This window comes from Prevotella sp. khp1 (genome assembly GCF_900102205.1).
Classification (GTDB): Bacteria; Bacteroidota; Bacteroidia; order Bacteroidales; family Bacteroidaceae; genus Prevotella; species Prevotella ruminicola.
Map to the genome: position 1 here is coordinate 731,989 of NZ_FNJZ01000001.1, position 15,017 is coordinate 747,005.

Consider the following 15,017-nt stretch of genomic DNA (forward strand, 5'->3'; position numbering starts at 1 on the left):
CTGATTTTTATTTACTTAAATAATAACGGAACTTTACATTAAATGAGCGACCGGGCTTCTGCAGGCGGTAGTTATCGTACAGCTTGGCATCGGTCAGATTGTTACACTCGGCCACCACGCTGTAGCGTCCATCGCACAGACTGTAGCCTACCGAGATGTTATGACTCAGCTGCTCTGGAATCACCTTCTTGGTTGCCTTAGCACCCAGACCTGTGAACGAGAGATAGTAGTCGTGAATGTACTGAATGTCGTAGTTCAAGGTGAGACTATTACCCTTGGCACCCAGATTAAAGAACTGGTAATCGGCATGGCCGTTCATAAAGAAATAAGGGATGTTAGGCAGACGCTGACCGTAGGTGATGTTCTCGCTGATGCCATCGCCCACGAAGGTGTTCTGCGACTCCTGATACTTCATCTTGTCCTTGATATTCTGATAGGTGAGATTGCCATTGATGTGGAAGTTGCGCTTGTAGGCATAACCCAGCGAAGCCTCGATGCCACGTGTCTGCACCTTGCCGATGTTATCGTAGCTGGTAGTAGGATTGCTCGACAGGCTTACCCCTTTCAGGATAAAGTCCTTGGTGTCGCGATAGATGTAGTTCACCTCGGCCTGCACGCGATGGGCACCAAAGGCCTGATCGTACAGCAAACCGGCATTCAGGTTGTTACTGCTCTCAGGCTTCAGGTCGGGGTTAGCCTTCTGTACCAGTCCGTCGCCAAACATCTCAACGGCCTCGGGCATACGGTAGGCGCGCTCAAAGCTCACCTTAGCCTGCAGCGATGGCAGTATATAATAGGTAGCGGCGGCACCATAGCCGTAACGCTGCTTGCGGTCGCTCAGCTTCTCCCAGCGCTGGTTCTCAGTAAACTGGTCCATCAGCTTATTGGTCGAGCTGTACAAGCGATACATCTTTCCAAACACGTTGGCATTCCAACGGTTATAGCGTATCTGGTAGCCCAGACCTGTGATATTCTTCGTCAGCTGCTGGGGCACGTTGTTCATCTCGTCGTCGGGATACATCTCGTCGTTGCTCTTGCGGCGGTTGGCCGAGAACACATTGTTGAGTACCAGCGAGTGGTGATCGCTGATAATGTAGCTCAGGTTGGCATTAGCCTGCCACTGGCGCTCACGGATGGTAGCATCAGTCAGGTAAGCCTCGCCTGCGCTGGTGCTGGCCACATAGTCGCCATACCAGTTATAGCGGCGTGCCAGGGTATCCACGTTATAGGTGTTCACCATGCTGTAGGTGCCATAAAGCGAGAGCGAGAGGCCTGGCAGCAGCAGGTCGTTCTTCTTATAACGCACGCTGGGAATCAGGCTCCAGCTGCGATTCTTCACACCACCATACACAGCATCCATTGTGGCACCAGTCTGTACGTTGCGCTTATCGGCCGAAGCTATAACACCAAACAATAGATAGTCGGCCCACGATTTGCGAACCACACCTGCTTCGAGCTTCAAGCCGTACGACTGGTAGCCATCATTGAATCGTCGCACCCACTCTTCGCCCTCCTGCTTGTTGGTAGAAAGGTTCACGATAGGTGCAAACACTTTATAATCGTTATCTGAATAGTTAGCAAACGCATTGGCGCGCAGCGTAAAGCCACCCTTGGATGTGTAAACGCCATTCAGTGCAGCACGATGGGTGTTGAACGAGCCAACTGAATAGGTTGCATCCAGATAGTTGGCATTGGTGCGCGATACGATGTTAACGGCACCACCCAGCGCGTCGCTACCCAGGTAAACGGGCAGCACACCCTTGTACACCTCGATGCGGTCGGCCATGTTGGCTGAGATATTAGCCAGATTGAACGACGAGCCGAAGTTGTCCATAGGGATACCATCGATAAAGAACTTTACCTGATTACCCGAGAAACCGTTCATGGCAAAGCTGTAGTTCGAACCCAGTCCGCCATCCTCGCGTATTTTAATAGATGTAACGGTGTTCAGCACCTGGTTAAGTGCCGATGCACTCTGATACTTAGTAGCCAGATCAACTACCGATATGGCATAAGCCTGCTCGTGCATCTTGCGCGCCTTGGTCTTGCCCACAATCTGCACCTCGTGTAAATCGATAGAATCATGAAGATCGGTCTGTGCCATAGTCTGAGAGCAAAAAGCAAGTCCAGCTACTGCGCACAGCATTTTTGTTGTGTTGATTTTGCGCATTTTTTATTCCTAAATTAATCTTTTTTACCTTAGTATTTTTTCCTTCTTGAAAGCGGGTGCAAAGGTACAACAATTCAGGAATACCCACAATACCTAAAAATAATGAAAAGCCCCGCCATCGCGGCGGGGCTCGTCATCACTTATGTGGAACAATCTCTCTGTAATTACCACTTAAGTGCATAAATGCAAACAACCTTAATAAGCCATCATAATAGGCATCAAAATAACCATCTTCAAAGGGTTCGTGCTTAGCATTCCAAAGGGCATCAACAAACTCCTTACTCTTGGCATGCTTACACATGATAGAGGCAGCGGCTACTGTACTAACCAGTCCGATGCTATGGCGCAGCTTGCGGAAACCGCCAGCTTGCAGTATCTCGTTCTCCTCGGGCAGCGAGCCATCCGGGCGATACTGATCCACGAACTTGTCAACGCCCTGCGAATAGAAGAAGTTCTGGATTCGCTCACCATAACCACGCTGCCACTCAGCATCGGCCCCACTCCACTCGTAGTCGAGTGTAATGTTCATGGGCACACGCCACGAGTCGTAGCGGAAGTTGTTGCTACCATTACGGCGTGGCTTCTCGCCTGGCTTGGGCTGAGGCATACCAGGCCAGCGGGGCATCTGCATCTCGCTACCATCATACTGGCACATATCGGCATTCAGTCCTGTTACAGGGTGTGTGGCCTTATGCAGGAACTCGCGACTCTTCTGGGCGCACTCCTTCCACAGGTCGGCTCTGCCATCGTCGGCCCACTTGGCCCATACCTCGTAGAAGGCGGGGATGTGGTACGAAGGGTCGGTATAGCGGTTACCAAAGCCATCAGGGGTAAAGGTGATGAGCTTGGTCTCAGGGTCGATAAGATACATCTTCTGAGGGCCCTGCTGCTGGGCACCAAAACCGCCAAAACCTGGGAAACCGCCCTTGCGTGGCTCTGGGGTGTACTCCTTAGGCTGAATGCAGTTCAGAATATGCTGCGCTTCGGCCTTGTAGTTAATACCTGTGTTATCGCCCCAACGGTTCGAGGCAAATATCAGGGCTGTAATAAAGTACAGCTCGCCATCGCTGGCAGCACCATCGGCATTACGGGTACCATCGGTCTTACAGCTCCAGGCAAAATAGCCCTCGCGGTAGCCACTCTGGTGCTGCATGTACTTCTTGCTCCAGCGCCACAAGCGGTCGAATATATCTTTCTCGCCAAACTGCACGGCTATCATCATTCCGTACGACATACCCTCGGTACGGGCATCGTGGTTCTTAATGTCGGATACATAACCCATCGAGTCGCCCACCTCAAAATACACCTTGTTGGGGCCACGAAACACATCGTTAAACACCTCTTTCAGCTTTGCATCCACCTGAGCAGGCTGGTAGCCCATCTCAACAAACACGTTACGGCACTTGGCATGCACTACGGTAGTGGCAGCCATTAGGATAGTGATAATAAATAGTTTTCTCATATAAATATCATTATGTGATTAATTTCTATACTAAATGACGAAAATACGCGCCAAAAGTTTAATATCAAGTGATAAATTTGGTATTTCGGTCGATTTACACTATCTTTGCATCCAAAATTACAAATAAAGGAATATGATTGTTTGTATAGCAGAGAAACCGAGTGTAGCTCGTGATATAGCAAGAATCTTGGGAGCCAACAGCTCGCACGACGGATATATGGAGGGCAACGGATACCAAGTAACGTGGACCTTCGGACACCTGTGCACGCTGAAGGAGCCCGGCGATTATACACAAGCCTGGAAACCCTGGGCGCTTACCCAACTACCCATGATACCCCAGCGTTTTGGCATTAAGCTGATAAACGATAAGGGTATCGAGAAGCAGTTTAAGATTATCGAGGGCCTGATGCAGAAGGCCGATGGTATCGTGAACTGTGGCGACGCCGGTCAGGAGGGAGAGCTTATCCAGCGATGGGTAATGCAGAAGGCCAAGGCCACCTGCCCCGTTAAGCGATTGTGGATTTCGTCGATGACCGACGAAGCCATCAAGGAGGGTTTTGCCAGTCTGAAGGATCAGGGCGATTACCAGCCCTTGTACCTGGCAGGCTTGAGCCGCGCCATTGGCGACTGGCTGCTGGGTATGAACGCCACCCGTTTATACACACTTAAGTACGGCCAGAACCGTCAGGTGCTGTCCATCGGTCGTGTGCAAACGCCTACCCTGGCGCTCATCGTGAACCGTCAGAAGGAAATCGAGAACTTTAAGCCCGAGCCCTACTGGGTACTGGCCACCGTTTATCGCGATACCACTTTTACGGCTACCAAGGGAAAGTTCACCTCGCAGGAAGAGGGCGAAAAAGCCTTTGCCACCATCGAGGGCAAACCCTTCGAGGTAACTAAGGTTGAGAAGAAAGAGGGCAAGGAGCAGCCCCCACAGCTGTACGACCTTACCTCGCTGCAGGTGGATTGTAACCGCAAGTTCGGCTATTCGGCCGAGATGACGCTCAACCTCATTCAGAGTCTGTACGAGAAGAAATATACCACCTACCCCCGTGTTGATACGCAGTACCTCTCAGACGATATCTACCCCAAGTGCCCGCAAACGCTCAACGGGTTGTATCAAACTAAGTTCGACGGCGTTCAGCCTTACGCTGAGTTCATCAAGCCCATTGGTGGCAAAACGCTGAAGAAGACCAAGCGTGTGTTCGACACCTCGAAGGTAACCGACCACCATGCCATCATCCCAACAGGCGTGGTGCCACAGAACCTTACCGATCTCGAGCGCAAGGTATTCGACCTGGTAGCACGCCGCTTTATCGCTGTGTTCCTGCCCGATTGTAAGTTCTCAACCACCACCGTTCTTGGTGAGGTTAAGGGCGACGAAACGGTTGAGTTCAAGGTTACAGGTAAGGAGATTCTGGATCCAGGCTGGCGCGTGGTTCAGGGTATGGTGCAGAAAGAGGAAGAGGAGGCGGGGAATACCGATGAAGAAAGAACCCTGCCTACATTCGTTAAGGGCGAAAGTGGCGACCACAAGCCTACGCTGACAGAAAAGTGGACAACCCCACCCGCTTACTATAACGAGGCCTCGCTGCTGCGCGCGATGGAAACAGCAGGTAAGTTTGTGGAGGACGAGACCCTGCGCGCTGCCATGAAGGAGAATGGTATCGGCCGCCCATCAAGTCGTGCCGGCATTATCGAAACGCTCTTTAAGCGCCACTATATCAAGCGCGAACGCAAACGCCTGATTGCCACACCCACAGGTATCGAGCTGATCGACCTGATTCGCGAGGAACTGCTCAAGAGCTGCGAGCTCACAGGTATCTGGGAGAAGAAGCTGCGCGACATCGAGCACCAGAAGTACGATGCCCAGCAGTTTATCGAGGAACTGAAACAGCAGGTTACCGAGATTGTTAACGAGGTGATGACCGACTCAACCAACCGTCGCGTAACCGTACTGTCGGATGCCGACCTGAAGAAGGTGAAATCGCCTAAGACCGAAGCGGCACCCAAGCCCAAGGCCACCCGCAAAACCAAAGCTGCCAAGCAACAGGAGGCAGCACCCCAAGCCCAGGCTGGCGGCATAAAAGAGGGCGATGTTTGTCCTGTGTGCGGTCAGGGTCACATCATCAAAGGCAAAACAGCCTATGGCTGTTCGCGTTGGAAAGAGGGTTGCACGTTCAGGGCTCCACTTGGCGATAAATGATAAAAGGCAGGCAATAAAACGCCTGCTTTTTCGTTTATATGATAGTATGAGAAATTTCGTTGCTTATATATATATAATAATGTGTACCCTGCTGCTTGGTGGCTGTGGGGCCGATCAGGCTGTGAAAAAGGGCGATAAGTTCTGGGCTGTGGGCGAATACTACGATGCCGCTACCCAGTATCGCAAGGCCTATGCCCAAACACCCAGCAAGGAGCGCGCCACCCGTGGCGAACGGGCCCAGAAACTGGCCGAGTGCTATCGTCGCCTGAACCAGACCAACAAGGCCATCACCGCCTATAAGAATGTGGTACGCTATAAGAAAGCCGACTCGCTCACCCATCTGTATCTGGGTCAGCTGTATATGCGCAACGGAAACTACAAAGAAGCTGCGAAGTGCTTCGCAACTTCAATTGATAGTTTACAATTGAAAATTGACAATTATAATCTGCAACTTGCTAAGGTGGGATTGGAATCGGCGCTCAAGGCACCTGCGTGGAAAAAAGAGGGCTCGGCCTATACCGTTAAGCGCATGGACCTGTTTAACTCGCGACGCGACGACTACTCACCTATGCTGGCAGGCGATGCCGACGACCAACTTTACTTCACCTCTACCCGCAATCAGGCGCAGGGCGATGAGCTCAATGGCATTACAGGCACCAAGAGTGCCGACATCTTCTATGCCCAGAAGGATGAGAAGGGCAAATGGGGCAAGCCACAGGTGATAGCCTCCGAACTAAACTCGGCCTTCGACGAGGGTGCCTGCTGCTTCTCGCCTGATGGCAAAACCATGTACCTGACCCAGTGCCAAACCGACCCTAACTACCCGCGTTACGCCCGTATCATGGTGTCACGTCGTAGCGATGCCGCCTGGAGCAAACCTCAAGAGCTTATCATCTCCAACGATACCACCTGCAGTTTCGCCCACCCCGCTGTGAGTCCCGATGGACAGTGGCTGTATTTCGTCAGCGATATGAGTGGTGGCATGGGCGGACTTGACATTTGGCGCTGCCGACTGCTGAGTGCTACCGAGGCAGGTGTGATGGAGAATCTGGGTGCGCCCATCAACACCCCAGGCGACGAGATGTTCCCCACCTTCCGCCCTAATGGCGATTTTTATTTCTCCAGCAACGGTCACCCCGGCCTCGGCGGGCTCGATATCTATTACATCCCCAATTTTCAATTGTCAATTGTCAATTGTCAATTAAACCATCCTGGTTGGCCGTTGAACTCCCAGGCCGACGATTTCGGCATGACCTTCGAGGGCAAGCTTAATCAGGGTTTCTTCTGTTCCAATCGTGGCGATCTGCGTGGGTTCGACCACATCTACAGCTTCTATAATCCCGAGATTGTGCAAACCATCAAGGGTTGGGTGTACGAGCATGACGGCTACGAACTGCCCGCTGCCCAGGTGTATATGGTGGGCAACGATGGCACCAACCTGAAGCTCAGCGTGCGTAGCGATGGCTCGTTCGTGCAGGAGATTAAGCCCGACGTAGATTACGTGCTGCTGGGCACTTGCAAGGGCTACCTGAACCATCAGGAGCAGATACGCGTGCATCCCGTTAAAGCCTCGCACGAGTACGTGCTGCAGTTCCCCCTGGCAAATATCTCAGCCCCTGTGCTCATCGAGAATATTTTCTATGATTTCAACAAGGCCACGCTGCGCCCAGAGTCAAAAACGGCTCTCGACCAGCTGGTGGTGCTGCTCAATCAGAATCCCAACGTAACCATCGAGTTGTCGGCCCATACCGATTGTCGTGGTTCCGAGGCTTACAACCAGCGCCTGTCGCAGCAGCGCGCCGAGAGTGTGGTGGCCTATCTCATTGCCCATGGTATCGCTGCCGATCGCCTTACGCCAAAGGGTTATGGCGAGAGCATGCCCAAGCGTATAAAAGCCCGTGTGGCCGAAAAATATCAGTTCCTCAAGGAGGGCGACGTACTCACCGAAGAGATGATTAACGCGCTCCCTGAGGAACTGCACGAACAGTGCCATCAGATGAACCGACGCACCGAGTTCAAAGTGTTGCGGACAACTTACGGAATGTTTGATAAGGCAGGAAAACTAATACAAAGCCCAGCAGCAGTACCACCGTCCAAGGATTAATTTCAATCTCGGTAGTAGGTGCCGTCAGCATAAACACCTCGATGGTGTTTATCAGCATGTGCTTGCCGCCAGTCATCATGCTTTCTATCATATCCCATCCGCTTATCAGCCAGAATATCAGTATGGCCATCACCACACAGAACATCGTCCAGAGTCGTGTATAGCAACGCACGCGGCTCTCTTTTACCTCAGGCAGGTTCATCATCACCCGCTCGGTAAATCCGTTGTCTTCTATCTGCTGCTGTGCAGCCTGCTCAAACAACTGTTTCAGTAATATATCATTCTTATCCTCCATATCCATTCTCTCTTAAATAGTTAGCCATTTTATCTTTCCCTCGTTTCAAATGCGATTTAACAGTATTTTCGGCAATGCCGGTTATTTTGCTGATTTCGTCGATGGGATAGCCATCTATCAGCTGCAAGGTAATGCACGTGCGTTCGTCAGGTTTCAGTAGCGCCATCGCGGCGTGTACGTCCATCTTGATGTTCGAGTCGCCAGTCTGTGCAGTCTGTCGCATAACGGTTGGCGATTCCTCGATATCATCGGTCTGGTGTTTCGAGCGCACCTGATCGTAGAACACGTTGTAGGCAATACGCATCAGCCAGGTCGAGAAACTGCTCATGCCGCGAAACTTGGTAATGTTCACATAGGCCTTGATAAAGGTCTCCTGTGCCAAGTCGTCGCTCAGCTGCTCATCGCCCAGCGTCTGGTTCAAGAAGAACCTGCGCACAGGCGACTGGTACTTCCTCACAAGCTGGTCGAAGGCCTGCTTGTTGTGGAACACCGCCACCTGTGTCACTAATGCTATGTCGCTGATGCTTGCCATCTAATTTTCAATTCTCAATTGTCAATTATCAATTTTGAAGGTAGTTTCTCTCCGGCATTACCAGCCAAAGTACAAAGTAGAATATCAGTCCGCTAAAAGCGGTAAAGAGTGTCAGGAATGCGTAAGCCAAACGTACCATTGTTGGGTCGAAATCGAAGTACTCAGCCAATCCGCCGCATACGCCAGCAAACACTCTATCGTTCGATCTCATCAGTCGCTTATTCATAATTCTGTATATTATTGTTGTTATTAAATGTCTGATTATTATCGCGGTTGTTACGGTCCTGTCGGGCTATATACCACTTACCCAGTCCGATAAAGAATACCAGTGCGCCGATACCAAAACCCACCTCGCCAGCTACGATACCCAGGAAGATGGCCAGTCCCACGCCTGTAAACATCTGTCGGATGCCGGCATTATAGCTTGTGCTGTCCCAGTCGTCGTTCTTACTCTCTTTCAGCAGCGCATCGGGTATAGGCTGTCCGTTCTTGATAGCCATTTCGGCCAGACGGTACTTCTCTTTGCGGTTGCGATTAATAAAGTAGAACACCAGCAGTACCAGGATAACGGGCAACAGGAATCCTACACATACGATAGCCAGGATAGGTATCAGCATGCCCATAAAGGCAGCGCCGCCCATATCTCCAAAAATTCCACTAACCACACGCTCAGTGTCTTCGCCCTCGTAAACCACGTGGTGGCGGTAGCCGCTGTGGTTGTCGTTGTCGTCAGCGTTGGCGTTGTTAGTAGCAGTAGTGTCCGAGTATGCCTCGATGGCATCTTGGTTGTGCTTTACTGTATCGCTCACCTGCTCAGTGCGAGGCGTGTGGCGATGCTTCTGTGCTGTTGCATTAGCGTTTGTGCTAAGTGCGAGCACCATGGCGATTGCGATTAAATACTGTTTCATATCTCCTTTGTTTTTAAATTCTACATCTGTTTGACGTTTCAAAACTAAATTTAGTTGCAAAGATAGTGTTTTTTCTCAGATTTTTTTTAATTTTGCCACAAATTTCGGATATAATGGTGAATTTACCCGCAGATTTCGTAGCAGAAACACGCCGTATCATGGGCGATGAGAGATATAATCGCTTTGTAGGAGCCTTCGACGAAGAGGCGCCAACTTCTATTCGTGTGAATCCACGAATAGCCATTGACCATGGACCATGGACCATGGACCATTCTGATAGTCAGGTACCTTGGTGCAGCGAGGGTTATTATCTCAACGATCGCCCTCAGTTCACCTTCGATCCCCTACTCCATGCCGGCTGCTACTACGTACAAGAGGCCTCCTCTATGTTCGTCACCCACATCCTTCGTAATGTTCAATGTTCTTCGACAAGCGAAGCGGCAAAGCCGATTACAATGGTCCGCTCCAGCTCTGCTGGCTTGCAAGGCAAGAATGGTCAATGTTCAATGGTCCGCTCCAGCTCTGCTGGCTTGCAAGGCAAGAATGGTCAATGTTCAATGGTCCGCTCCAGCTCTGCTGGCTTGCAAGGCAAGAATGGTCAATGTTCAATGGTCAATGTTCAATGTGCATTAGATCTCTGCGCAGCCCCTGGCGGCAAATCTACTGCCCTGCGTAGTGTGCTGCCCGATGATTGCGTGCTCATCAGCAACGAGCCCATGGGCAATCGCGCCCAGATTCTATTGGAGAACGTTACCAAATGGGGCGGTCCTAACCACATCGTCACCAACAACTACCCTCGCGATTTCCGTAAGGCCAAGCTTAAATTCGATCTCATTCTGTGCGATGTGCCCTGTTCAGGCGAAGGCATGTTCCGTAAGGATCCCAATGCCATCAGCGAGTGGAGTGCGCAGAATGTGGAGAAATGCTGGCAACTGCAGCGCGAGATTGTGGCCGATGCCTGGGAATGCTTAAACCCTGGCGGCCTGCTTATATATAGTACGTGTACATATAATACTAAGGAGAACGAGGAGAATATCCGTTGGATACTGGATACCTACGATGCCCAGGTGCTCGATATCCCTGTAGATCCCTCGTGGAATATCACAGGTTCGCTGCTCCAGGGATTTAATGAGCCCGTTTATCGTTTCATCCCCGGCATCACCCGTGGCGAGGGTCTGTTTGTCTGCGCTTTGCGCAAACAAGGTGATAGTGGCAGCACCAAGAATTGTAAATTGTCAATTGTCAATTCTCAATTAAAGGTGCTCTCGGCCGAATTGGAGCACAGCGACGTGTACGTCGATGTGCCCTACGCCGAGGCCCTCAAGTATCTGCGTGGCGAGGCACTCGTGCTGCCGCCTGATACCCCTCGCGGCATCGTCACCATCACCTATCAGGGGCAACCGCTTGGTCCTGCCAAAAACATCGGCAACCGTGCCAACAACCTCTACCCCAAGGCCTGGCGCATCAAGAGCACCCACCTGCCCTCCGAACCACCCGAAGTGCTGAAAAATGTAAAAATTTAAAAATTTAAGAATGTAAGAATTTAATGTTTAATCTTTAATGTTTAATCTACATAAATGAAGCAGTATTTAGACATCCTGAACCGCATCCTTACCGAAGGCACCCAGAAGGGCGACCGCACCGGTACAGGCACCATCAGCATCTTTGGTACCCAGAGTCGCTATAATCTCGACGATGGTTTCCCCTTGCTCACCACCAAGAAGCTCCACCTTAAAAGTATCATCTACGAGCTGTTGTGGTTTCTTAAGGGCGACACCAACGTAAAATACCTGCAGGACCATGGCGTTCGCATCTGGAACGAGTGGGCCGACGAGAATGGCGAGCTTGGTCCAGTTTATGGTCACCAGTGGCGTTCGTGGCCCGATTATAATGGCGGCACCATCGACCAGATACAGTATGTGCTCGATCAGTTGAAAAACAATCCCAACTCGCGTCGAATGATTGTGTCGGCATGGAATGTGGCCGAGGTCAACAAGATGGCCCTGCCCCCTTGTCACACCATCTTCCAGTTCTATGTAGCCGATGATCGTCTGTCGCTGCAACTCTATCAGCGTTCGGCCGACACCTTCCTTGGCGTACCCTTTAATATTGCCAGTTATGCCCTGCTGCTGCAGATGATGGCACAGGTAACAGGCTTTAAGGCAGGCGACTTTATCCATACCACGGGCGATACCCACCTGTATCTCAACCACATCGAGCAGGCCAAGCTGCAGCTCACCCGCGAGCCTCGTCCGCTGCCCAAGATGATCCTCAACCCCGATGTTAAGAATCTGTTCGACTTTACGTTCGAAGATTTTCAGTTAGAGGGTTACGATCCCCACCCCCACATCAAAGCCGAAGTTTCGGTCTAATGTTATAATGTTTAATGTTTAATGTTTAATCTTTAATGTTTAATGTTTAATCTTTAATGATTAGTATAATTGCAGCGGTGGCTCAGGATAGAGCCATTGGTTTTCAGAACAAGTTAATATATTGGTTGCCAAACGATCTTAAGCGCTTCAAGGCGCTCACTACCGGGCATACCATTATTATGGGTCGCAACACCTTCCTGTCGCTGCCCAAGGGCGCCCTGCCCAATCGTCGTAACATCGTGCTCAGCCGTAGTGTGAGTGCTTTTCCAGGTTGCGATGTGTATCCATCGTTAGACGAGGCCCTGGCTCATTGCGCCCCCGACGAGGATGTGTATATCATCGGTGGTGCCAGCGTTTACCAGCAGGCCCTGCCCCTGGCCGATCGCCTCTGCTTGACAGAGATCGACGATACCCCAGCCGAGGCCGACACCTTCTTCCCTCCCTACAAAGATGAGTGGAAAGAGGCCGCCCGCGAATCACACGACATCGACGATCGCCACGCCCACCGCTACGCCTTCGTCGACTATATTAGAAAAAGTTGATGGTTACTCGCCATCAACTTTTTTAATATGGTATCGCTCGTTCGAGTTATACTCCCTATCCTTATCCTTTCCAAAGTACTCCAGCAGATACGTCTTTTCCTCCTCCAGTTTGGTTACACGTATCAGCACTTCGCGATAAGTTACTGCACCGTTTTTCAGGTACGTTTCGTACGCATTAAAGCTCGTGGTAGCCTTATTCTCGCTGTTCTTCACCAGTTTAAAGGCCGACAGGTTACGCATGCTCTGCGCAATATCCACGTACAGACTGTCGCCCTTAAACACAAACATCAGTTCGCCACTCTGCGACAGGTATTTTCCATCCAGTCCGGCCGCCTTAACCCCACAGCAGCCACACATCATCAGTAAAAAGATTATTAATTTCTTCATCATCATATCATGTTATCAATAGTGCACAATCACGTTTTAGTTCACATTGCAAAGATACTAAGAATAAATGAAAGCACCAAAAATATAATTGCAAAAATTGATTAAATTAATCTATCTAATGGAATCACTGTGACAATTGTTACAGTTACAGTTTTTTAGGCGAGCAAATATGCAAAAAGAAAGAATTTTTTACAAAATTAATTACTATATATAATATATATATTATATATAGTAAAAATTTAGTTGTTAGTTTTTAGGGCTCATTAAAGAAACTGTAACTGTCACTACTGTAACACTTACAGCACCTTGGTGAATTTAACAATTCATTAACAGTTGACATTTCATAGTATAACGAAAATTCCTTACCTTTGCATCATCAAAATACAGATAGAGATGATACTCCCACGCGAGGGAAAACAATCTTCTACGTGCACGAGAAAAATCTGCCACGTGTGGGCGCAAAAAAGCCTTCAGAATAGCTGCAGACAAAAACTAAACAAAAATATTAACAAGCACAAATACCCCACAACAAAAAGAGGCCAGCAAACCAGTTCACAGACCTCTCTTCGTGCTTAATTTAATGTTTAAAGTTTAATCGATCTCTTCGTCGGGTTCGTAGCCGCCCATTTCGCGGATGGCGTTTTTGAGCATGGTGTACTGCTGATAGAGATGATTAACGGCCTCCTCGCCTTGGGTGTAGTCGTGCATAGGCGACTTGAGGAAGAACGAGAGGAAACGTTGGATGCCATAACGACCAGCACGGGCGGCCAGGTCGCTAAGCAGACAGAGGTCGAGACAGAGGGGTGCTGCCAGGATACTGTCGCGGCACAGGAAGTTGATCTTAATCTGCATGGGATAGCCCATCCAGCCAAAGATATCGATGTTGTCCCAACCTTCCTTATTATCATTGCGTGGGGGATAATAGTTGATGCGAACCTTATGGTAATACTGGGTGTCCTCGTCGTTACCATGACCGTAGAGGTCGGGCTGCACATCGGGTTTAAGAATGGTTTCGAGGGTTGAGAGCTTTGATACCTCCTTGGTACGGAAGTTGGCAGGCTCGTCGAGTACCAGACCATCGCGGTTGCCCAGGATATTGGTTGAGAACCAGCCATTCAGTCCCAGGCAGCGGGTGCCGATGATGGGGGCAAAACCTGACTTAACAAGCGTTTGACCGGTCTTGAAATCCTTACCAGCGATAGGCATCTTGGTTTGCTCGGCCAGCTGCCACATGGCAGGGATATCGACGGTGGTGTTAGGAGCACCCATGATGAATGGGGCGCCCTCGCTCAGAGCTGCATAGGCATAGCACATGGATGGGGCGATATGCTCGCGGTCGTCGGCACGCATGGCGGCTTCGAGATCAGAGAGCTGATAGTGAACCGACTCGCACACGGGCACGTAGATTTCGGTAGAGGCAGCCCAGAGCACTACCACGCGGGCGCAATCGTTAGCGGCCTTGAACTGCTGGATGTCCTTACGCAGCATCTCCACCATTTCCCAACGAGTCGGCATGACTCCCCTACCTTTGGAGGGGTCGGGGGAGGCTTTCAGGGAGGCTTTCACATTATCACCATCCAGGCGCTTGGCGTAGTTCTTATCGAAGGCGGCAGGCATGGGCACAATCTTCTCGAGCTCATCGCGAACGGGCTCGATATCCTTCTCTTTCAGCACCTCGGCATACATGGCTGCCTGATAGGCGTTCTGCGGATACACATCCCAACAGCCAAACACGATATCATCGAGCTTAGCCAGGGGCACGATGTCGGCATAGTGCAGATAACGGGCATCGGCACCACGACCAACGCGTATCTTATCGTACTGAGTCATTGAACCTACGGGTTTGGTTAAGCCCTTGCGAGCCATGAGCACACCCGTAATAAAAGTGGTAGATACGGCGCCACAGCCAACTACCAGGATGCCCAGCTTTCCCTGGGCGGGGGTTACTTTGTTTTGTGTCATTTCTTACTTTATTTGGTTGATAAACATATCTATGTTTAGTGCGCTGCAAAGGTGCACAAATAAATTGAAACAAGCAA

Annotated in this window: 13 protein-coding genes; 5 read left to right on the forward strand and 8 right to left on the reverse strand. The window is 50.4% G+C overall.

All coding sequences use genetic code 11. From position 1 onward, the window contains the following. Positions 1–7: 7 nt before the first annotated feature. The gene (locus BLR73_RS03160) at positions 8–2,104 is read right to left on the reverse strand and encodes a TonB-dependent receptor (protein WP_233456424.1); all 2,097 of its coding nucleotides are present in this window, start codon (positions 2,102–2,104) and stop codon (positions 8–10) included. 202 nt (positions 2,105–2,306) lie between these two features. Continuing rightward, the gene (locus tag BLR73_RS03165) at positions 2,307–3,632 is read right to left on the reverse strand and encodes a glycosyl hydrolase family 8 (protein ID WP_091858866.1); all 1,326 of its coding nucleotides are present in this window, start codon (positions 3,630–3,632) and stop codon (positions 2,307–2,309) included. A gap of 133 nt (positions 3,633–3,765) precedes the next feature. Between BLR73_RS03165 and BLR73_RS03170 the strand changes: the two genes are divergently transcribed. Beyond that, positions 3,766–5,838, forward strand: a complete 2,073-nt coding sequence (locus BLR73_RS03170; protein ID WP_091858868.1) for a DNA topoisomerase 3 — start codon at positions 3,766–3,768, stop codon at positions 5,836–5,838. Between the two features lie 46 nt (positions 5,839–5,884). Next, positions 5,885–7,942, forward strand: a complete 2,058-nt coding sequence (locus tag BLR73_RS03175; RefSeq protein ID WP_091858873.1) for a PorE family type IX secretion system protein — start codon at positions 5,885–5,887, stop codon at positions 7,940–7,942. Here the strand turns inward: BLR73_RS03175 and BLR73_RS03180 are convergent. Genes BLR73_RS03180 through BLR73_RS03195 form a run of 4 tightly spaced genes read right to left on the reverse strand, consistent with a single transcriptional unit; the run spans position 7,854 to position 9,677 of the window. Next, a complete protein-coding gene (locus tag BLR73_RS03180) occupies positions 7,854–8,237 on the reverse strand; it encodes a DUF5056 domain-containing protein (RefSeq protein WP_176763599.1) in 384 nt (127 codons plus the stop codon). The genes BLR73_RS03175 and BLR73_RS03180 overlap by 89 nt on opposite strands. Then, positions 8,227–8,769 (reverse strand): RNA polymerase sigma factor, encoded by a 543-nt coding sequence (locus BLR73_RS03185; RefSeq protein ID WP_091858878.1) that lies wholly within the window; start codon positions 8,767–8,769, stop codon positions 8,227–8,229. Before BLR73_RS03185 ends, BLR73_RS03180 begins: the two co-directional genes overlap by 11 nt. Before the next feature lie 28 nt (positions 8,770–8,797). Further along, positions 8,798–8,995: a PspC domain-containing protein gene (locus BLR73_RS03190; RefSeq protein WP_091858881.1), complete on the reverse strand. Its 198-nt coding sequence runs from the start codon at positions 8,993–8,995 to the stop codon at positions 8,798–8,800. Next, entirely contained in the window at positions 8,988–9,677 is a 690-nt protein-coding gene (locus BLR73_RS03195) for a DUF6249 domain-containing protein (RefSeq protein ID WP_143010873.1), read from the reverse strand. Before BLR73_RS03195 ends, BLR73_RS03190 begins: the two co-directional genes overlap by 8 nt. A gap of 116 nt (positions 9,678–9,793) precedes the next feature. Between BLR73_RS03195 and BLR73_RS03205 the strand changes: the two genes are divergently transcribed. The 3 genes from BLR73_RS03205 to BLR73_RS03215 are packed head-to-tail and all read left to right on the forward strand — an operon-like array spanning position 9,794 to position 12,591. Further along, positions 9,794–11,200 (forward strand): methyltransferase RsmF C-terminal domain-like protein, encoded by a 1,407-nt coding sequence (locus BLR73_RS03205; RefSeq protein WP_233456501.1) that lies wholly within the window; start codon positions 9,794–9,796, stop codon positions 11,198–11,200. 54 nt (positions 11,201–11,254) lie between these two features. Then, positions 11,255–12,049: a thymidylate synthase gene (locus BLR73_RS03210; RefSeq protein WP_073043145.1), complete on the forward strand. Its 795-nt coding sequence runs from the start codon at positions 11,255–11,257 to the stop codon at positions 12,047–12,049. 56 nt (positions 12,050–12,105) lie between these two features. Beyond that, entirely contained in the window at positions 12,106–12,591 is a 486-nt protein-coding gene (locus BLR73_RS03215; protein WP_033150036.1) for a dihydrofolate reductase, read from the forward strand. Between the two features lie 3 nt (positions 12,592–12,594). Here the strand turns inward: BLR73_RS03215 and BLR73_RS03220 are convergent, their stop codons facing one another. Together BLR73_RS03220 and BLR73_RS03225 are read right to left on the reverse strand one after the other, a co-directional pair. Further along, positions 12,595–12,978: a hypothetical protein gene (locus tag BLR73_RS03220; RefSeq protein WP_139294663.1), complete on the reverse strand. Its 384-nt coding sequence runs from the start codon at positions 12,976–12,978 to the stop codon at positions 12,595–12,597. A gap of 591 nt (positions 12,979–13,569) precedes the next feature. Next, complete coding sequence (locus BLR73_RS03225; RefSeq protein ID WP_091858894.1) at positions 13,570–14,940, reverse strand: inositol-3-phosphate synthase; 1,371 nt, start codon at positions 14,938–14,940, stop codon at positions 13,570–13,572. Between the last annotated feature and the right edge of the window lie 77 nt (positions 14,941–15,017).